The sequence below is a fragment of the Klebsiella sp. 2019SCSN059 genome (assembly GCF_021739525.1).
In the GTDB taxonomy this organism is placed as follows: domain Bacteria; phylum Pseudomonadota; class Gammaproteobacteria; order Enterobacterales; family Enterobacteriaceae; genus Klebsiella; species Klebsiella quasipneumoniae.
The window spans coordinates 52,188-72,275 of record NZ_JAKKOM010000007.1 but is presented as its reverse complement, the minus strand read 5'-3'; the positions used below and the strand labels follow the sequence as shown (position 1 = coordinate 72,275).

At 59.4% G+C, this 20,088-nt stretch carries 17 protein-coding genes and 1 tRNA gene; 8 read left to right on the top strand and 10 right to left on the bottom strand.

The annotated features are described in order from the left end of the window. Positions 1–68 precede the first annotated feature (68 nt). Both L2I46_RS10575 and mgtE read left to right on the top strand, forming a co-directional pair. Entirely contained in the window at positions 69–1,712 is a 1,644-nt protein-coding gene (locus tag L2I46_RS10575; RefSeq protein ID WP_072420976.1) for a multidrug ABC transporter permease/ATP-binding protein, read from the top strand. Between the two features lie 149 nt (positions 1,713–1,861). Next, entirely contained in the window at positions 1,862–3,298 is a 1,437-nt protein-coding gene (gene mgtE, locus L2I46_RS10570) for a magnesium transporter (protein WP_023290477.1), read from the top strand. Here the strand turns inward: mgtE and L2I46_RS10565 are convergent. Then, positions 3,261–4,499, bottom strand: coding sequence for a SulP family inorganic anion transporter (locus L2I46_RS10565; protein ID WP_023290476.1), 1,239 nt, complete (start codon positions 4,497–4,499; stop codon positions 3,261–3,263). The genes mgtE and L2I46_RS10565 overlap by 38 nt on opposite strands. A gap of 281 nt (positions 4,500–4,780) precedes the next feature. Here L2I46_RS10565 and mqo point away from each other — a divergent pair, with 281 nt between their 5' ends. After that, complete coding sequence (gene mqo / locus L2I46_RS10560) at positions 4,781–6,415, top strand: malate dehydrogenase (quinone) (protein ID WP_032453547.1); 1,635 nt, start codon at positions 4,781–4,783, stop codon at positions 6,413–6,415. A gap of 55 nt (positions 6,416–6,470) precedes the next feature. Here the strand turns inward: mqo and eco are convergent, their stop codons facing one another. The 5 genes from eco to L2I46_RS10535 all read right to left on the bottom strand — a co-directional run bounded on the left by eco (position 6,471) and on the right by L2I46_RS10535 (position 10,593). After that, positions 6,471–6,962: a serine protease inhibitor ecotin gene (gene eco, locus L2I46_RS10555; RefSeq protein WP_023290474.1), complete on the bottom strand. Its 492-nt coding sequence runs from the start codon at positions 6,960–6,962 to the stop codon at positions 6,471–6,473. Between the two features lie 174 nt (positions 6,963–7,136). After that, positions 7,137–8,246 (bottom strand): AI-2E family transporter, encoded by a 1,110-nt coding sequence (locus L2I46_RS10550; protein WP_236947843.1) that lies wholly within the window; start codon positions 8,244–8,246, stop codon positions 7,137–7,139. Between the two features lie 187 nt (positions 8,247–8,433). Next, a tRNA-Pro gene (locus L2I46_RS10545) sits at positions 8,434–8,510 on the bottom strand. Between the two features lie 76 nt (positions 8,511–8,586). Continuing rightward, positions 8,587–10,347: an LPS biosynthesis-modulating metalloenzyme YejM gene (yejM, locus tag L2I46_RS10540; RefSeq protein ID WP_236947842.1), complete on the bottom strand. Its 1,761-nt coding sequence runs from the start codon at positions 10,345–10,347 to the stop codon at positions 8,587–8,589. Between the two features lie 18 nt (positions 10,348–10,365). Then, positions 10,366–10,593, bottom strand: coding sequence for a YejL family protein (locus L2I46_RS10535; RefSeq protein WP_004195346.1), 228 nt, complete (start codon positions 10,591–10,593; stop codon positions 10,366–10,368). 186 nt (positions 10,594–10,779) lie between these two features. Between L2I46_RS10535 and yejK the strand changes: the two genes are divergently transcribed. Further along, complete coding sequence (gene yejK / locus L2I46_RS10530; RefSeq protein WP_004144267.1) at positions 10,780–11,787, top strand: nucleoid-associated protein YejK; 1,008 nt, start codon at positions 10,780–10,782, stop codon at positions 11,785–11,787. A gap of 13 nt (positions 11,788–11,800) precedes the next feature. Here yejK and L2I46_RS10525 read toward each other — a convergent pair whose 3' ends face one another. Continuing rightward, positions 11,801–12,568 (bottom strand): DeoR/GlpR family DNA-binding transcription regulator, encoded by a 768-nt coding sequence (locus tag L2I46_RS10525; protein WP_080901693.1) that lies wholly within the window; start codon positions 12,566–12,568, stop codon positions 11,801–11,803. Between the two features lie 81 nt (positions 12,569–12,649). On the opposite strand from L2I46_RS10525, the gene L2I46_RS10520 reads away from it, so the two are divergent. Next, positions 12,650–13,246, top strand: a complete 597-nt coding sequence (locus tag L2I46_RS10520; protein WP_236947841.1) for an NUDIX domain-containing protein — start codon at positions 12,650–12,652, stop codon at positions 13,244–13,246. Positions 13,247–13,266: 20 nt separating this feature from the next. Here L2I46_RS10520 and L2I46_RS10515 read toward each other — a convergent pair whose 3' ends face one another. Next, complete coding sequence (locus L2I46_RS10515) at positions 13,267–14,553, bottom strand: serine hydrolase domain-containing protein (RefSeq protein WP_236947840.1); 1,287 nt, start codon at positions 14,551–14,553, stop codon at positions 13,267–13,269. A 103-nt stretch (positions 14,554–14,656) separates the two neighbouring features. On the opposite strand from L2I46_RS10515, the gene L2I46_RS10510 reads away from it, so the two are divergent. Then, positions 14,657–15,544: a LysR family transcriptional regulator gene (locus tag L2I46_RS10510; protein WP_236947839.1), complete on the top strand. Its 888-nt coding sequence runs from the start codon at positions 14,657–14,659 to the stop codon at positions 15,542–15,544. 58 nt (positions 15,545–15,602) lie between these two features. On the opposite strand, the gene rplY is transcribed toward L2I46_RS10510, so the two are convergent. Together rplY and L2I46_RS10500 are read right to left on the bottom strand one after the other, a co-directional pair. Beyond that, entirely contained in the window at positions 15,603–15,887 is a 285-nt protein-coding gene (rplY, locus tag L2I46_RS10505; RefSeq protein WP_004201664.1) for a 50S ribosomal protein L25, read from the bottom strand. A gap of 136 nt (positions 15,888–16,023) precedes the next feature. Further along, positions 16,024–17,781 carry a DEAD/DEAH box helicase gene (locus L2I46_RS10500; RefSeq protein ID WP_236947838.1) on the bottom strand — a complete coding sequence of 586 codons (1,758 nt, stop codon included), beginning with the start codon at positions 17,779–17,781 and terminating at the stop codon, positions 16,024–16,026. Between the two features lie 147 nt (positions 17,782–17,928). Between L2I46_RS10500 and rsuA the strand changes: the two genes are divergently transcribed. Further along, positions 17,929–18,648: a 16S rRNA pseudouridine(516) synthase RsuA gene (gene rsuA / locus L2I46_RS10495; protein ID WP_023290466.1), complete on the top strand. Its 720-nt coding sequence runs from the start codon at positions 17,929–17,931 to the stop codon at positions 18,646–18,648. Further along, positions 18,645–19,841, top strand: a complete 1,197-nt coding sequence (locus L2I46_RS10490) for a Bcr/CflA family multidrug efflux MFS transporter (RefSeq protein ID WP_023290465.1) — start codon at positions 18,645–18,647, stop codon at positions 19,839–19,841. The genes rsuA and L2I46_RS10490 overlap by 4 nt, the downstream gene beginning before the upstream one ends. The last annotated feature ends 247 nt before the right edge of the window (positions 19,842–20,088 follow it).

Below are 20,088 nucleotides of genomic sequence, written 5' to 3'. Positions count from 1 at the left end.
AATTATTCTTGATGTCACCGGCGAGCCGTTTAAACTGCTGGCTGTTTTGCTTTTCCGGATAGCCTGTTATGGAACTTCTTTCTCTCGTCTGGCGCCAGTATCGCTGGCCGTTTCTGGGCGTTATTGCCCTCAGCCTGCTCAGCGCCGCGCTGGGTATCGGCTTAATCGCCTTTATTAACCTGCGCCTGATCGCCACTGTCGATACCTCGCTGCGGGTGCTGCCGGAATTTCTTGGCCTGCTGGGGCTGTTGATGGCGGTGACCCTGGGCTCGCAGCTGGCGTTGACCACCCTCGGCCACCATTTTGTTTATCGCCTGCGCGGCGAGTTTGTGAAACGCATCCTCGATACCCAGATTGAACAGGTGGAGAAGATCGGCAGCGCGTCGCTGCTTGCCGGGCTGACCAGCGATATCCGCAATATTACCATCGCCTTTGTACGCCTCCCTGAGCTGGTGCAGGGGATCATTCTCACCTTCGGCTCCGCCGCTTATCTGGCCTGGCTGTCAGGAAAAATGATGCTGGTGACGGCCCTGTGGATGGCGCTCACCATTTGGGGCGGTTTTGTGCTGGTGTCGCGGGTCTACAGACATATGGCCAGCCTGCGCGAAACGGAAGATAAGCTCTATCACGACTACCAGACGGTGCTGGAAGGGCGCAAAGAGCTAACCCTCAACCGCGAGCGCGCGGAGTATGTGTTTAATCAGCTCTACCTCCCGGACGCCCGTGAGTACCGGCACCACATCGTTCGCGCCGATACCTTCCATCTCAGCGCGGTCAACTGGTCGAATATTATGATGCTTGGCGCCATCGGGCTGGTGTTCTGGATGGCCAACAGCCTCGGCTGGGCCGATACCGCCGTGGCGGCGACCTACTCCCTGACGCTGCTGTTTTTGCGCACGCCGCTGCTCTCCGCCGTCGGCGCGCTGCCCACGCTGCTGAGCGCCCAGGTGGCGTTCAACAAGCTGCGCCAGTTCTCCCTCGCCCCTTACCGGGCCGATTTCCCCCGGCCGCAGCCGCAGGCTGACTGGCAGACGCTGGAGCTGCGCGATGTCACTTTCCATTATCCGGACCATCGCTTTGCGGTAGGGCCGCTTAATCTGACGCTAAAACGCGGCGAACTGGTGTTTCTGATCGGCGGCAACGGCAGCGGCAAGTCAACCCTGGCGATGCTCCTGACCGGCCTGTATCAGCCGGTTTCCGGTCAGATTCTGGTGGACGGCCAGCCGCTGGCGGCGGATAAACCGGAGGCGTACCGCAAACTGTTCTCCGCCGTGTTTACCGACGTCTGGCTGTTCGACCGTCTGCTCGGGCCGCAGGGCGAGGAGGCCGATCCGGCGCTGGTGGCAACGTGGCTGGAGCGTCTGCAAATGGCCCACAAGCTGCAGCTGGAAAACGGTAAGATCGGCGACCTGCGGCTGTCGAAAGGGCAGAAGAAGCGTGTGGCGCTCCTGCTGGCGCTGGCCGAGTCCCGGGATATCATTCTGCTGGATGAATGGGCGGCGGATCAGGATCCGCATTTCCGCCGCGAGTTCTATCAGGTCCTGCTGCCGTTGATGAAGCAGATGGGGAAAACCGTGTTCGCCATCAGCCATGACGATCACTACTTCCAGCACGCCGATCGCCTGCTGGAGATGCGTGCCGGGCAGCTGTCAGAGCTCACCGGCGAAGAGCGGGCGCAGGCCTCCCGCGATGCGGTGGCCCGCACGGCCTGATTCACGCTGCGCGCCCGGGGAAAGCCCGGGCGCCGCTGAAATTTTCAGCGTCTACATTGCTGACGGTTATTATTTCCCCCTCCTCGCGCTATGCTTAAGGCTTCCGGCCCGCAGGCCGGCTCACTATTCTCAAAAGGATTGCCCGACCGATGTCCGTTTTGCATAAAAAAAGCGCCCGCTTGCGTGACGAAGAGCGCGCCCGTCTGATTTGGCTGTTGAGCACCGATAAAGCGGTGACCTCTGCGCTGCTGGGCAAACTGACGCTGGCAGAACGTTACGATGAAGGTACGCTCGCCGATGACCTGGCCGAAGTGGAAATCCTGGTCTCGCATCTGCCGCCGCCGGATCTCGCCGATGCGCTGGAAGCGCTTCCCTATGACGCCCGCACCGCGCTGTGGTGCCAGGTGCCCGACGATAAACGCGGCGAAGTGCTGCTGGAAGCCTCAGAAAACGTCTGGGGCGACCTCATCGATAAGATGAGCGACCACGAGCTGCTGCAGGCGATGCAGCCGCTGGATATCGATGAACAGGTTTACCTGCTGCAGCATCTGCCGCGCAACCTGACCGGACGGTTGCTGGCGACCCTGCCGGCCGAGAAGCGCGCCCGTATTCGCCAGATCATGCGCTACGCCGACAACAGCGTCGGGTCGATCATGGAGTTTGAGGTCATTACGGTGCGGCCGGAGGCCACCCTGGCGGCGGTCCAGCGCTATTTGCGGCGTCTCGGTAAAATGCCGGAGAACACCGACAAACTGTTTGTCACCACCCGCAATAAGCTGCTGCTCGGCGAGCTGGAGCTGCAGACCATTCTGCTCAACGATGCGCAGAAGCGGGTGGGGGAGGTGATGGAGGGCGATCCGGTCACCTTTCAGCCGCACGAAGAGGCGGAGAAGGTGGCGCGCACCTTCGAACGTGATGACTTGCTCAGCGCCGCCGTTATCGATGCCGATGGTAAGCTGATCGGCCGTCTGACTATCGATGAGATCGTCGATGTGGTCTATGAAGAGACCGACAACGATCTGCGGCGGATGGGCGGTCTGAGCGATGAAGAAGATGTCTTCGCCCCGGTCAGCAAGGCGGTAAAAACGCGCTGGGCGTGGCTGGCGGTCAACCTGTGTACGGCGTTTATCGCATCCAGGGTCATCGACGGCTTCGAACACACCATTTCTCAGCTGGTGGCGCTGGCCTCGCTGATGCCGATCGTCGCCGGGATCGGCGGCAATACCGGCAACCAGACGATCACCATGATCGTCCGGGCGATGGCGCTGCAGCAGATCCAGCCCGGCAGCTTTACCTTCCTGATCCTGCGTGAAATGGGCGTTGCGCTGATTAATGGCCTGGTGTGGGGCGGGATCATGGGGGGCATCACCTGGTGGCTGTATGACGATCCGCAGCTTGGCGGAGTGATGACGCTGGCCATGATGCTCAACCTGCTGATGGCGGCGATGATGGGCGTCATAATCCCGATGGTCATGGTGAAGCTGGGGCGCGACCCGGCGGTCGGCTCCAGCGTGATGATCACCGCTATCACCGACACCGGCGGCTTCTTTATTTTTCTGGGGCTGGCGACGCTGTTTCTGATGTAGCCTGCGCTTTTGCCCGCAGGCGGCGGGGGATGATCGCCATCGCGACGATCCCCGCCAGCACGCCAATCGCCAGATTGCTGGTTCCTACCGTCGCGGCGACGGTCACCAGCATCACCAGCGTTTCCGGCCACGGATTGCGAGCCAGCTCGCCCGGGCGAATGCTGTGCCAGCTAAAGGTCTTCACCGCCACGATCACCATCACCCCGGCCAGGACCGCCATCGGGATCTTCGCCATCACCTGGCTGAGCGCTGTCACCAGCAGGAGCAGCACCAGGCCGGCGATCGCCGTAGAGAGACGGCTGCGGGCTTTGCCCATTTCCACGTTAACGATGGTCTGGCCGATCATCGCGCAGCCCGCGATACCGCCATAACAGCCGGCGAGGATGTTGGCGATACCCAGCCCGGCGCTCTCCCGCGATTTATTTGACGGCGTATGGGTCAGGTCATCCACCAGCTTAGCCGTCAGCAAAGACTCCATCAGGCCGACAAAGGCGATGCTGAGGGCGCACGGCCAGATAATCTGCAGCGTGGCAAGATTGAGGGGAACGGTCAGGGCGGTGAATCCCGGCAGGCCACCGCTCATCGAGCCTTCATCGCCGACGGTCGGCAGCAGCTGGCCGGTGGTGACGGTATAGAGAGTGAGCGCGACGATGGCGATCAGCGGCGCCGGGATAGCCTTAATAAAGCGCGGCGCCCACAGGACGATAAGCAGCGTCAGGACAAACAGGCCGACGATGAGCGGCTGGCGGCTCCAGAAGTGCGGCACCTGGGCAAAGAAAATCAGGATCCCGAGGGCGTTGACGAACCCGGTCATCACCGCCGGGGGGATAAAGCGCATCAGGCGCGCCATGCCGCACAGACCAAACAAAATTTGAATAATACCCGCCAGAATGACGGCTGGCAGAATGTAACCCACGCCGTGCTGATGCACCATCGGGCCAATGACCAGCGCCACTGAGCCCGCGGCGGCGGTGACCATCGCCGGACGTCCGCCGAGTAGCGACATCGCCAGACAGAGCACCACGGAAGCAATCAGGCTCACCTGCGGGTCAACGCCGGCGATGACAGAAAACGAAATCACTTCCGGGATTAACGCCAGGGCGGTGAGCACGCCGGCCAGGGCTTCGCGCGTCAGCAGCGACGGAGAACGGAGGATGGTGCGCAGGTTGCCGGAAGCGGCGGAGTCAGAAACTGGAGGCATAAAAAAAGTTCGCAGCTTATAAAAAAAGGAGGAGCGGCGTCAGACCCAGCTTCCGTGCGGTCTGTCACAAAACCAGGGATGATAGCGCGGAATCTACCAGCGCACCAGTACAAAAAGTGATTTGCTATATACATTTATTAAACATTTTTATAACGGATCTCAAAACAGAACTTAAAATTTAAACAATATTTAAATTTTTGAGCTTCGGTGGTAACGTGAGGGGTGAGAATCGTATCACCTGCGCTAAATAAAAACAGCGAGTAAAGTAAGGCTCAAATCCGATGAATAAAAAGATGGCCGTACCACGCTCACAGGCGGTTGGTCCCAACAGCACTCGGACCAACACCCGCCATGAGCAAGAGACGGATGTATTGTTGATTGGCGGCGGCATTATGAGCGCCACACTGGGAACCTGGCTGCAGGAGCTTGAGCCAGACTGGTCTATTACCATGGTTGAGCAGATGTCCAGCGTGGCGGAAGAGAGCTCAAACGGGTGGAACAATGCGGGGACCGGCCACGCGGCGCTGATGGAGCTGAACTACACGCCGCAGACCGCCAACGGCATCAATATCGACAAAGCGGTCGACATCAACGAAGCCTTCCACATCTCGCGTCAGTTCTGGGCGCATCAGGTGACGCGCGGCGTCCTGAACAAACCAAAATCATTCATTAACAGCGTGCCGCACATGAGCTTTGTGTGGGGCGAAGATAACGTCAACTTCCTGCGCGCGCGCTATGCGGCGCTGCAGCAGAGCGAACTGTTCCGCGGCATTCGTTACTCTGAAGACCATCAGCAGATCAAAGCCTGGGCGCCGCTGGTGATGGAAGGTCGCGACCCGCTGCAAAAAGTGGCCGCCACCCGTACGGAAGTGGGAACCGACGTCAACTATGGCGAAATCACCCGCCAGCTGATCGCCAGCCTGCAAAAGCATGATAATTTCTCCCTCCAGTTGGGCACCGTGGTGCGTCGCTTCAAGCGCAACGCCGACAAGAGCTGGACGGTCACCCTCGCGGATGCCGACAACCGTCGTCAGAAGCGGGTTATTAAAGCCAAATTTATCTTTATCGGCGCTGGCGGTGCGGCGCTGACCCTGCTGCAGGAAACCGGCATTCCGCAGGCCAAAGAGTATGCGGGCTTCCCGGTCGGCGGCCAGTTCCTGGTCTGCGAAAATCCGGAGGTGGTAAACCACCATCTGGCGAAGGTTTACGGCCAGGCCGAAGTGGGCGCGCCGCCGATGTCGGTGCCGCATATCGATACCCGTATTATCGACGGTAAACGCGTGGTGCTGTTCGGGCCGTTCGCGACCTTCTCGACCCGCTTCCTGAAGAACGGTTCGCTGTGGGATCTGCTGGCCTCGACCAATACCTCGAATATCCTGCCGATGCTCAACGTCGGCCTGGACAACTTCGATCTGGTGAAATATCTGATTAGCCAGGTGATGCAGAAAGACAAAGATCGTCTGGCCGCGCTGTGCGAATACTATCCGGAAGCGCGGAAAGAGGACTGGCGGTTGTGGCAGGCCGGTCAGCGCGTGCAGATCATCAAGCGCGATGCGAAGAAGGGCGGGGTGCTCCGCCTGGGCACCGAAGTGGTCAGCGATGACGAAGGCACCGTCGCGGCGCTGCTCGGCGCATCGCCAGGCGCCTCCACCGCGGCGCCTATCATGCTGCAGCTGATGGAAAAAGTGTTTAAGGACAAAGTTAATTCGCCGGAATGGCAGGCCAGGCTCAAGGCGATCATCCCGACCTACGGTATTCGCCTTGATGGCAACCCGGCGGAGATTGAGAAAGCGCTGGCGTGGACCAGTGAAGTGCTGGAGCTGAAATATGAGCCAGCCGCGGCGATGGATGAAGCCCCGCAGGCGGAGCTGAAGCCGCTGAGCGGCGGCAAGCCGATAGCGGATATTGCGCTCTGACAAAAACGGCAGCCTGCGGGCTGCCGTTTTTTTATTGCCGTTTTAATGGCGCGCCTTAGCGGACCTCGGCGTTACCGATAGTCTCCTCCGCGCGCCAGATGCGATATTTCACATCGACATTGGTCGGCGTATAGACGACGATCGGCAGCTTGCTGTTGTAGCGCAGCATGGCGTCATCGCCGAGGCCGGCAGTCACAAATTTCTTCGTTTTCTTGCCGTCCGGGCAGGCCATCATGGTGGATACCGGGCCGCTCAGCTTATCAAAAACATAGTAGTCATAACCCCAGCCTTCCAGGGTTTTGCTTTCCAGCTCCCCGCCAAGACGATGGTGGTTGCAGTCAACTTCCAGCGTCTGGCCGATCATCAGCTCAACCTTCAGCGCCGATTCATCCTGCTGCTGCGGCAGCTGAATAACCTGACGCTTCATGCCTTTTTCCGCTTTCGGGAACGGCGCGACTTTTTCCAGCGGCTGGTCTGCGGCCAGGGCGCCGGCAGACATGCAGGCGGCGGTCAGCAGAGAAACGGCTAGCGTAGTGATTTTTTTCACGGTTGATCATCCTTTATTTTCGTTCCTGACAGAGATAGCCTATCATCACTTTGCTAAATGTTAAGATTTATTTACCAATTTTTGCAAAATGAATAGTGTTATCTACTGGTAAGACGTCGGCCGCGCAGAGCGCAACAGGGGCGCTGGCAGGCCGCCAGAGGCCTGCCGGTGAAATTATTCATTACGGCTATTTTTCGCTTCCTCAATAAATTCTTCATCGATTTCATCGGTGTTGCCAGCGTGTTCCCGCCCCGACAGCAAATTCCAGCAGGCGATAAACAAGGCGGCGATCAGCGGGCCGATAACAAAGCCGTTAATACCGTAGATCTCCATGCCGCCCAGCGTGGCGATCAGGATCAGGTAGTCCGGCATTTTGGTATCCTTGCCCACCAGCAGCGGACGCAGAATGTTGTCCACCAGGCCAATCACAATGACAAAGAAGCCGACAATAAAGGCGCCCTGCCACAGCTGGCCGGTGGCAAAAAGGTAAATCGCCGCCGGCACCCAGATAATGGCCGAGCCTACCGCCGGGATAAGCGACAGGAACGCCATCAGCGCGCCCCAGAGAATGCTGCCGTCCAGACCGGCGATCCAGAAGGCAAAGCCGCCCAGCGCCCCCTGCGCCAGCGCCACGGCGACGGTGCCTTTTACCGTGGCGCGGGCCACCGCGGCGAACTTAGCGAACAGGTGCTGCTTCACGTAGCTGGATAACGGCAGAGATTCGAGGATCAACAGCACCAGGCGAGGGCCATCCTTCAGCAGGAAGAACAGCAGGTAGAGCATAATGCCGAAGCTGACGGTGAAGCCAAAGGTGCCTTTACCAATCAGAAACGCGCTGCCGGCCAGATACTGGCCGCCTTTCAGGGCGACATCGGAGAGCTGCTGCTGGATCTGCTGCGCGCTATCCAGGTTATGTTCGGCGAGGAAGCTTCTGGCCCAGCCGGGGAGGTGGGCGATCAGGCTGGCGACCACCGTCGGGAACTGGGTATCGTTATGCTGCAGTTTGCTGTACACCACGTTCAGCTCGTAGGCCAGTGACGACAGGATAATCGCCAGCGGCGTGAACACGATAAGGCAGATAATGACGATGGTCATCAGCGCCGCAAGGCCGTTACGTTCGCCGAGGCGGGGGCGCATCTTGTTTTTGACCGGATTGAAAATCACCGCGAGGATGGCGGCCCAGAGGATGGCGGAATAATAGGGTGAGAGAACATCAAAAAAGGCCAGGGTTACAATGAAGACGATAAGGATGAAAAATCCTTTGGTAAGTCCATTAACTCTCATGTCATCCGCTCCTGCTTATGAGTCATACGGTCGAATAATAGATGCTACGACGTAATTTACCATCAGGATAGTCGTACTCTATACGCTGTGGCGCGGAAAGGGCACAAATTCAACGAGCTGGGGGGAACAGGCGTAAAAGAGGGGCATAAAAAAACCAGCCTTAAAAGGCTGGTTTCTCAGGGATTTTTGGTCGGCACGAGAGGATTTGAACCTCCGACCCCCGACACCCCATGACGGTGCGCTACCAGGCTGCGCTACGTGCCGACGCGTGGGGAACAATATTACCCGTTCCCCAGGCGAATGCAAGCGGGTCGCGCGCGATTGATTCATAATTAATCAATCAGTTAGCGATAAAGCGTTTTTCATCGGTCAGGACCTGCAGCAACAGGCTGAGCTGCGGTTTCTGATCTTTGATTTTCTCACCGTCGCGGCTCCAGGTGGTATAGGTGCCGTTATGGTTGAGGACCACGGTGATAGCCGGGGTGGTAATCGCCAGCGTATCGCCGTTGGCCGCGGTGACCCAGTTCCGACGCCGCGCGGCGCTGAACAGATCTTCCCCCTGCGAATACTCATTGGCCGGCGTCGACACGTGAAGCAGGCGCTGCATCAGCGTGGTCATCACATCTTTGTTATCGGTCAGGGTGGCAATTTCCTGGGCCGGCGTGCCCGGCCAGTGAATAACCAGCGGCACCTGCAGCTGCTCGCGCGACCAGTCGAACGGGTCGTGTTTGACGTTAAGCGGCTTGCCGTGGCCGCCGGTGATAATGACCACCGTATTATCGAGCTTGCCGGCTTCGCGCAGCGCGGTCAGCACCCGATCGATCTGGGCATCAACGTCGCCTGCCGCCTTGCTATAACGGCGGACAAAGCCCTGCTGCTGCGTATCGTCGAGGGTGGTGCCATTGAGCGAGACCCACGAGAACCAGCGATTCTCATCCTGCGCGTAACGGTCCAGCCAGCCGATCCACTGATTGGCGGTCTGCTCGTCGCTCTGGGTCTTCGCGCTCGGCAGCGAGAAGTCGGAGAGCAGCGCCTGGCGATACAGCGGGCTGCTAAACCCATCGGAAGAGAACAGGCCCAGCTGGTAGCCCTGCTGGTTGAGAGCGGTGATCAGCGCCGCGGGAATACGCGCCGAGAGGACACCGTCCATATAGCCTGGCGAAGTGCCGTAGAACAGGCCAAACAGGCCGCTGTCGGCGGTATTGCCCGAGCTCATATGCTGGGTAAAGTTCACGTTTTCTTTGGCAAACGCCGCCAGCGCCGGCATCGTTTTTTCAAACCGCGAGTAGTTCAGGTTGTCGACGGTGATCAGTAGCACGTTATAGCCCGCACCGAGGTCGCGGTAGCGCAGGTTACTGAGCGGATACTGGACCGATACCGCCTCCGGCGCCCCTTGCTCCACCAGGCGACGCTGATAATCCTGGGCGTCGAGCAGGCCATGTTTCTCAAGGAAACGTCGGGCGGTCATCGGATAAGAAAGCGGTAGATTCGCTCGCTGCATGGTGATCGGGCGATAAAAATTGGCATCCGCCCAGATATAGACCAGGTGGCTGCTGATGAACGACAAAAAGAAGAACCAGGCGACCGGGCGGGCATAATGGCGGCGACGCGTCAGGCTGCGCAGCTTTTGCCAGCTCCAGGTGGCGAAGAGCATTTCAATCAAAAAGATGACCGGGACGCTGATAAACATCAGCTGCCAGTCGCGCGCCATCTCATTCTGGTCAGGGTTGATGACCAGCTCCCAGACCACCGGGTTTAAATGAAGATGAAAGCGGGTAAAGACCTCGCTGTCTATCAGCAGCAGCGTCATCCCGGCGGTGGCAAGGATCACCGACAGGAAGCGCATCAGGCGCTGCGAGACCACGATAAAGGTCAACGGAAAGAGGATCAGCACATAGCTGGTAAACACCAGGAAGCTGAAGTGCCCGACGAGACTGACGTACGAAAAGAGTCGTCCGGCAAGCGTCGTCGGCCAGTCGGCGACAAAAAGGTAGCGGCTGCCGAGCACCATGGCCAACAACATGTTGAACAGGGCGAACCAGTGCCCCCAGCTAACCATCTGGGAGACTTTTTCTCGGTAGGGCTGACGTAGAGTCACCATATACTGTTGCTGTTATCCTTAATGCGCTGGATCGTCGTTAATCGAAGATTGCAAAGCCTGCGCGAAAGAACGGGCGATGGCCTGACGCTGCGCCGGCGCGACGCTACTGTTGATCAGGTTGGTCACCATATTGCCTAACACCATCAGTGAAAGGTCAACCGGGGCTTTGTGTGATTCCAGGACGTTCGTCAGCTCGCTGAGCAACTGTTCGACCTGTTGATCGCTATAGCGGGAAATTTGCGGCATAAACTCAAAATCTGTTTGTTCGTGAAAGGGCAACATATTACCGTAGCAGCAGCTTTTTTTCCGCATTTTTTCGCCGCGGCGCAAAAGCGCACCAATCGTCAGTCATGACGTCGAAATGTGTGGCGCCAGTTGCGTCGGCAACCCGGCGGTGGTTGAATACCGCCCGGTCTAAAAGGAGAGTTTAACATGAGTCTGGATATCGACCAGATTGCCCTGCATCAGTTAATCAAACGTGATGAACAAAATCTGGAGCTGGTGCTGCGCGAGTCACTGCTGGAGCCGAATGCGACGGTCGTCGAGATGATGGCTGAACTGCACCGGGTTTATAGCGCCAAAAGCAAAGCCTATGGCTTGTTCAATGAAGAGAGCGAACTGGCGCAGGCGCTGCGCCTGCAGCGTCAGGGGGAAGAGGAGTTTCTGGCGTTCAGCCGTGCGGCGACCGGCCGCCTGCGCGATGAGCTGGCGAAATACCCGTTCGCCGAAGGGGGCATTGTCCTCTTCTGTCAGTATCGTTACCTGGCGGTCGAGTATCTGCTGGTGGCGGTGCTCAATAACCTGAGCAGCATGCGCGTCAACGAAGAGCTGGATATCCGCTCGACCCATTATCTGGATATTAACCATGCCGATATCGTCGCGCGCATCGATCTGACCGAGTGGGAAACCAACCCGGAGTCGACCCGCTACCTGACCTTCCTGAAAGGGCGGGTGGGGCGCAAAGTGGCCGATTTCTTCATGGATTTCCTCGGCGCCAGCGAAGGTCTCAACGCCAAAGCGCAGAACCGCGGCCTGCTGCAGGCGGTGGATGACTTTGCCGCCGACGCGCAGCTTGATAAATCCGAGCGACAGAATGTGCGTCAGCAGGTCTATGCTTACTGCAATGAACAGCTGCAGGCCGGGGAAGAGATTGAGCTGGAGTCGCTGTCCAAAGAGCTCGCCGGCGTCAGCGAAAAGAGCTTCCAGGAATTCACCGCCGAGCAGGGCTACGAGCTGGAAGAGAGCTTCCCGGCGGATCGCAGCACCTTACGTCAGCTGACCAAGTTTGCCGGCAGCGGCGGCGGTTTGACCATTAACTTCGACGCGATGCTGCTGGGCGAACGCGTATTCTGGGATCCCGCCACCGATACCCTGACCATTAAGGGCACCCCGCCGAACCTGCGCGACCAGCTGCAGCGCCGGACGTCCGGCGGCAACTAAGCGCCACGCCCCGTCAGCGCGACCGCTGAACGGGGACGATCTCCACGCCGCTCTGCACCAGCCGCTGGCGCAGCGCGGCGTCGGGCTCCCCATCGACGATAAGCGTACTGGCGAGGTTCAGCTCGCCGATGGCAAAGGCCGACGCGGCGTTGAGCTTTTCCCGGGAGGCCATCACCACGGTTTCCGCGGCCCTGGCCGCCAGCGCGCGCTTGATGCCTGCCTCTTCATAATCACCGGTGGTAAAACCCGCTCGCGGGTGGACGCCGGTCACCCCCATAAAGAACACATCGGCGTTGATCCGCGCCATTGCTTCCAGCGTTTCAGGGCCGACGGCGACAACCGAATGCTTAAACACTTTGCCGCCGAGCAGGATCACCTCGATTCGCGGGTGATCGACCAGCGCCACGGCGATGCCGGGGCTGTGAGTGACCACCGTGCAACTGAGGTCGGCGGGTAATAAGCCGATCATCGTCGCGGTCGTGGTGCCGCCATCGACAATCACCACCTGTCCAGGCTGGATCAGGCCGGCGGCAGCGCGCGCCACCGCCTGTTTGGAGGCGATTTGCACGCTTTTGCGTGTTTCAATAGGGGCGATGGCGGCAGAGACCGGCAGCGCCCCGCCGTGGACTCGCTGCAGTTTTCCTTCCGCCGCCAGCTCGCGCAGATCGCGGCGAATGGAGTCCTCAGAGACGTTAAACCGTTGGCTCAGCTCCCCGGACATCACCTGTTTTTCCTCCGCAAGGATCTGCAGGATTTGCTGTTTTCGTTGACTGGCGAGCATGATTTTTCCTTCACGAGTGATCTTGTTTATGCACGATTATGCATGTTATGGTGCCTGCTGTCATCTGAAAGGGGATATAACATGCAAACTCACGCACCGCACGTCCGACACGTTCGCGAGACGCTGCTCTCTGATAACTGGTACACGCTGAAAAAATATACCTTTGAACTGCAGCGCCGGGACGGACGCTGGCAGGAGCAGAGCCGCGAGGCCTACGATCGCGGCAACGGCGCGGTCATTTTACTCTACAACCGGGAAAAGCGGACGGTGGTCCTGACCCGTCAGTTCCGTTTTCCGGTGTTTACTCACGGTCACGACGGATATCTCATTGAAGCGGCGGCAGGGCTGTTGGATAACGCCTCGCCGGAGGCGCGGATCGTTGCCGAAGCGGAAGAAGAGACCGGCTTTCGGGTGACGCGCATCGAGCCCCTCTTCACCGTCTTTATGAGCCCCAGCTCTGTCACCGAAAAACTCTACTTTTTTATCGCCGAATATCAGGCCGATGACCGGCAGGGAGACGGCGGCGGGCTGGCGGCGGAAGGTGAGGACATTGAAGTGCTGGAGTGGCCCCTGGCGCGGGCGCTGCAGGCCATTCGCGATGGCGAGATCATGGATGCCAAAACCATTATCCTGCTGCAGCACCTGGCGCTGAATGCCGACACGCTCCTCGCCGGCTGAGCGGCAAGGAGCAGGGAGGGTTAACGCAGCTCGCGGGCAATGGCGCTGTACATCAGCGCCGCTTCCAGCGGCTGGGCGTTAAAGGAAGGTTCCGCCTGCGGCCAGGTCGACCACTGGACGATCACCAGGTGTTCCGCACGGTTCACCATGATCACCTGGCCGTAGATCCCCAGCGCCCACAGCGAGTCTTTCAGCCCTTCCTGCGGCGTCGGCTGGACGTTTTGCGCATTCGCCGGAATGGCGTTATTCCACCACTGATAGCCGTAGATACCTTGCGGATGCGCCGCCGAGACCGAGTTCAGCGCAGTGGTCCAGCTTGCGGCCTGATCGAACCAGCCCGCCGGCACCAGCTGTTTGCCGTTGCTTAACCGACCATCGCGGGCGACGAATTCGCCGAAGCGGCCCCAGTCTTCAAGGGTGGCGTTAAAGCCGTGGGCGCCGACATCGTGCTTCCCTTGCTGATAAGCATGCCATACGCCGTCGTGGGCCATCCCGGCGGGCCGCCACAGCGACTGCTCAAGCCAGGCGGCCAGCGACATGCCGGTGGCGCGCTCCAGGATATCGCCCAGCAGCCAGGCGCCGCCGGAAGAGTAGGACCACTGCTCGCCCGCCGGATGTTTGCGCGCCAGGCCGGTGACGATCTTGCGCACGCAGGCATAGGCCCCGGGCTGCGCCTCGCACTGGGTCAGGCGGGCGAAGTGCGACTGCGGGTCGGTGTAGTCTTCATTCCATTCCACACCGCTGGTGTGCTGCATCAACTGCTTCAGCGTCACGCCGTCCCAGGCGGTGCCTTTCAGTTCGGGTTCATAAACGGTAATCAGATCATCGAGGGAGTGGATCTTACCCTGTTGAATGGCGATGCCCACCATCGTCGAGACCACCGATTTTCCCACCGAGCGTGAGGTCCACAGGGTGGTATCGGTGTTGCCGTCGCCAAGATATTTCCAGGCGACTTTGCCGTCTTTCAGCACCAGCATACCGCTGACGTTCTCGCGCTTCAGGTAATCCTGCAGGGTCCAGGTGTGGCCGTTGAGGGTATAGCGGGCATCGGTCAATTGTTTTTCAGCGCGTTCCAGCGGCGCCGAGGCGCCGTGGCGGAAAACATCGCCGGCATAGTTGCGATAGTCATTTCGAAAGCCAATCACGCGTGAAGTCTGATCCCAGCTGAGCATATCTTTGGCGGCGGGTAGCGTTTGGTCGTAAGGCGTTGGGCAGACATCCAGCGTCAGGTCGCCGCAGCGTTGTGCCATTGCCGCGGCCGGCAGCGCCGCCAGGATTAACGCCAGGGCCAGTGGTTTTCTTATCATCATCCTTTCCTCGTTTGCCATAGATTCGCATCGCAGTATATAAATCGGTGCGCGGCGGCTAAAATCAGTAAAGGGGGGATTTTCCCCCGCAAGGGAGAGAAGGATGAAAACCCTGCAGTATTCTTTCGCGCAGATTGAAGCATTCGCCACCATCGCCGAGACCGGTAGCCTGTCGCGGGCGGCCATTCGGTTAGGTAAAGACCGAACCACGCTGCGCGATCTGCTGGACTATCTGGAAGATGCGCTGGGCTATCGGCTGTTCAGCCGGGAAGGGCGTACCCTGACCTTAACCGCCGAAGGGGAGCAGCTTTTTCGTCAGGCGCATCTGCTGTTGCGCCAGGCGCAGGCTTTCGAGTCTTTTGCGCAAACGCTGCCGCAAACCGCCGGGCAGGCGCTGCGTCTGGTGTACGATCCCTTTATCCCACGTAATTTTCTCTGCGCGCTGGCCGATACGCTGGCCCGGCGGCAGATCCGGTTAAGCTGCTGGAGCGCCTCGCGGCGCGAAGCCGAGCAGGCGCTGAGCGATGGCGTGGCGGATATGGCGATGTGCCAGGCCAACAACCGCACGCTGGGCAGCGAAATGGAGTGGCGGGCGCTCGGCACGGTGGATCTGCGTTTCTACGCGGCGGACCGCCTGTTCCGGGATGCCGCGCGGCCGCTGACGCTGCTGAATCTCTCGTTGACGCCGCAGCTGGTGATGCACCGGCGCAGCGACGATCAGATTGCCCGCCGGCTGCAGATCTCCGGCCATACGCTGTATATGAACGAAATTACCCTGCTGCGCCATGCGATGGAGCAGGGGAGGGGCTGGGGGTTTTTACCGGACCATTTGCGGCCAGGCGAGTGGCGGGGAGTCAGTGAAATCGCGACGGAGGTCGGCAGTCAGGGGCTGAACGTCACCATGGTGATGCTCTGGCTGCCCGGAATGAATAAGCATCGGATGCTGAGCGACATCGTGGACGAGGCGCCGGCGCTTTGGCGGCGCGGATAACAAAACGCCCCGGAGCCGAAGACCCCGGGGCGCTTGCCATACAACTTGCTATCGGCGATTATGCGCGAACGAAGTCGATGTGAGTCAGTTTCGGCTTGAACGCGTGGCGCTGAACAGCCTGAACTTTGACTTTTTCTTCTTTGCCATCAACCACGACGGTCAGAACTTCGCCGTAAAACTCAGCTTTGTCCTGCATGTTCCATACTTTGTCGTGGTCCAGTTCGATAGCAACCGGAGCAGCTTCGCCACCGTAGATGATTGCCGGGAACTTGTTAGCTGCGCGCAGGCGGCGGCTCGCACCCTTACCCTGCTCTTTACGTACTTCTGCGTTGATAGTAAACATTGATGTCTCTCTATATATAAAGCCTGCTACAGGCGACCCAGCAACAGGCGGATTATCTGCTTTGCGAATGCAAAAGCGGGCGGCATTATAGCCGCCAAACGACACCCGGGCAATCAAAACCTCAGCTTTCGGGTGATTAACGCAGCTCGTTGGCGCGGCGAAAACGCCCCTGATAATCGAACACTTTTTCCCGCACCTGCCAGTACTGGCCTTTCATGCGGGCGACGACAAAGTCCGGATGGCGCAGCAGCGTCTGCTGGGCCACGATATCCGCCGGCGTTATCCAGCGCAGCGGCACGCCCGGCGTGCGGGTATGCGGGCGGATAAACAACTGCTCAAAGGCGGTACGCTGGGCGGGCGTTTGCAGACGGAAGCGCTCACTGACGTCGGCGCCGTCCTCATCGTAGTAGGTGATTTTCAGCCACGGGCCTTTCTCGTCGCTACCGTGCTGCAGGGCCATGCCGCTGCAGCGCAGCACCAGCGCGTCCTTCAGCTTCAGCGCCGCCTTCAGCATGTCGTCCGGGTCAACCAGAATGGTGTCGCACTCCCGGCAGCGGCGGGCGGCGATATCGTTTTCCGCGTTGCACTGCGGGCAGTTTTTGAAACGAAAGCGGAAGTCGCACTGTTCGCGGTGGCCGTCGTCATCTTCGAACCACCCCTGGCAGCGGCGGCCAAAATGCTCAATCAAGGTGCCGTCGGCGGTGGTTTTGCCCCAGAAGGTATTGGCGAAGCCGCAGGCCGGGCAGAAGACCTGCACCGGCACGTTGTCGCTTTTACCCTTCGGCGTTCCCACTTCCGGGGCGTACAGGTCGTGCGGGTTGCCGGCGTAGTCGAGGATCAGGCAGTCGGTTTTTCCCGGCGCCAGGCGCAGGCCGCGGCCAACGATCTGTTGGTAAAGACTCACCGACTCGGTGGGGCGGAGGATGGCGATCAGGTCGACGTGCGGGGCGTCGAAGCCGGTGGTCAGCACCGCGACGTTCACCAGATAGCGATACGCCTGCGCTTTAAACGCCTCGATGATGCGATCTCGCTCCGGACCCGGGGTTTCCCCGGTGATCAGCGCCGCCTGGCCTGCCGGCAGCAGGCCTGTCACTTCCCGGGCGTGCTCCACGGTGGCGGCGAAGATCATCACCCCTTTGCGGCTTTCGGCGAACTCCACGATCTGGCTGACGATATGTGGGGTGATACGCTGCTGTTTTTTCAGCTCATGGTTGAGATCGGCTTCGCTGAACAGGCCGTTGCTTTGCGCCTGCAGGCGGCTGAAATCGTACTGTACCACCGGCATATCGAGGCGTTCCGGCGGCGTCAGGTAGCCGTGCTTAATCATATAGCGCAGCGGCAGCTCATAGATGCAGTCGCGGAACAGCGCTTTTTCATCGCCGAGCACCATCCCGTGGTAGTGGAACTGATAGATCCACCCCTTGCCGAGGCGAAACGGGGTCGCCGTCAGGCCGAGCAGCCGGAGCTGCGGGTTGACCTGCCGCAGGTGACTGATGATCTGCTGATACTGGCTGTCGTCATCATCGCTGATGCGGTGGCATTCATCGACGATCAGCAGCGAAAACTCGCTGCGAAATTGCGCCAGATTACGCGCCACCGACTGCACGCTGCCGAACACCACTTTGCCGTGGCTCTCTTTACGCTGCAGTCCGGCGGCAAAGATATCCGCCTCGAGGCCAAGGGCGCAGTATTTAGCATGATTCTGCGCCACCAACTCTTTGACGTGGGCCAGCACCAGCACGCGGCCGCGGGCCAGTCGGGCAAGCTCGGCGATCACCAGGCTTTTGCCCGCGCCGGTGGGCAGGACAATCGCCGCCGGCTCGGTATGGCGACGAAACCAGGCGAGGGTGGCATCGACGGCTTCTTGTTGGTAGGGACGTAATGTAAAAGTCATGAATTCACGGGGCTAATTAACTCGCGAATAGTATGCCATGAATCTTTTCCCTTGAGTGGTGTTAAGAGCCCGTTATACTAGCCAGTGAATTTCTTCTTTTTCGGGCGATTTGCCCGCTCCAGCACTTTGACAGGCTAAAAAAATCTCATGCGACTTGATAAGTTTATCGCTCAGCAGCTTGGCGTCAGCCGGGCTATTGCCGGGCGTGAAATCCGCGGCAGCCGCGTTACCGTGGACGGCGACATTGTAAAAGATGCTTCCTTTAAGCTTCAGCCGGAGCACGAGGTGGAGTATGACGGGAACACGCTGACCCAGCAGAACGGCCCGCGCTATTTTATGCTCAACAAGCCGCAGGGGTACGTCTGTTCCACCGACGATCCCGATCATCCGACTATCCTCTATTTCCTCGACGAGCCGGTGGCGCATAAGCTGCATGCCGCCGGTCGGCTGGATATCGACACCACCGGACTGGTGCTGATGACCGATGACGGCCAATGGTCGCACCGCATTACCTCGCCGCGACACCACTGTGAAAAAACCTATCTGGTGGCGCTGGAAAGCCCGCTGGCGGAAGGGACCGCGGAGCTGTTTGCCAAAGGCGTCCAGCTGCATAACGAAAAAGATCTCACCAAACCGGCGGTGCTGGAAGTTATCACTCCGACCGAAGTGCGCCTCACCATTAGCGAAGGCCGCTACCATCAGGTGAAACGCATGTTCGCCGCCGTGGGCAACCACGTGGTTGGCCTGCATCGGGAACGCATCGGCGACATCCTGCTGGATGAATCTCTGGCGCCGGGTGAATATCGTCCGCTGACGGAAGCGGAAATCGCCAGCGTGGGCGCCCCGCAGCCACGGAGCAAAACGTGACGCTGAAGCAAAATTCGTCTCTGGGGATTGTCTTTATCCTTGGCCTGCTGGCCATGCTGATGCCGCTGTCGATCGATATGTATCTCCCGGCCCTGCCGGTGATCGCTGCCCAGTACCACGTGCCGGACGGCAGCGCGCAGATGACCCTCAGCACCTATATCCTCGGCTTTGCGCTGGGGCAGCTGTTGTACGGTCCGATGGCTGACAGCCTCGGCCGCAAGCCGGTGATCCTCGGCGGAACGCTGGTCTTCGCCGCGGCGGCGGTGGCCTGCGCCCTGTCGCAGACCATCGAGATGCTGATCGCCATGCGCTTCTTCCACGGTCTGGCGGCCGCGGCGGCCAGCGTGGTGATCAACGCCCTGATGCGCGATATCTATCCGAAAGATGAGTTTTCGCGGATGATGTCGTTTGTCATGCTGGTGACGACCATTGCGCCGCTGGTGGCGCCGATGGTCGGCGGGGCGGTGCTGGTCTGGTTCAGCTGGCATGCCATCTTCTGGATCCTCGCCCTGGCGGCCCTGCTGGCGTCGCTGATGATCGGCCTGTTTATCCGCGAAACGCTGCCGGCTGAAAGGCGTCAGCCGTTCCACCTGCGCACCACGATGGGTAACTTTGCCACCCTGTTCCGCCATAAGCGGGTCCTGAGCTATATGCTGGCGAGCGGCTTCAGCTTCGCGGGCATGTTCTCTTTTCTTAGCGCCGGGCCTTTCGTCTATATCAATATTAACCACGTCGCGCCTCAGCACTTTGGCTACTATTTTGCGCTGAACATTGTCTTTCTGTTCCTGATGACCATGTTCAACAGCCGGTTTGTGCGGCGGGTAGGAGCGTTGCGCATGTTCCGCGCCGGGCTGTGGATCCAGTTTGCCATGGCGGTGTGGATGGTGGTTTGCGCGCTGCTCGACGTCGGCTTCTGGTCGCTGGTCATCGGCGTGGCGGCCTTCGTTGGCTGCGTATCGATGGTGTCGTCGAACGCTATGGCGGTGATCCTCGATGAGTTTCCGCATATGGCGGGCACCGCTTCGTCGCTGGCGGGGACTTTCCGCTTTGGTATCGGGGCGATTATCGGCGCGCTGCTGTCGATGGCCACCTTTACCACCGCCTGGCCGATGCTGATCTCCATCGCCTTCTGCGCCACCAGCTCTATTTTCTTCTCCCTTTACGCTTCCCGCCGGCGAAAAATCGCACGCTAGGTCACATTTTCAGGGGCGAAATCGCCCCTTTCTTGATGCACGTCAACCGCAATGGGCTTCAGGGTTCTGCGATTTGTTTCCTTTATGTAAAATCAATTAGTGTAAAAAGTCGCATTGTTGCGATAAAAAAGTTGTTTTGGATCACAGAAACGGGTACATATAGCGCCAATCGGCTTGCCGGGTTAAAAAATAACACGCTGGAATATAAGCGCTTAACCCTGGGCCGCCGCGGCTGTAAACGTTTTCT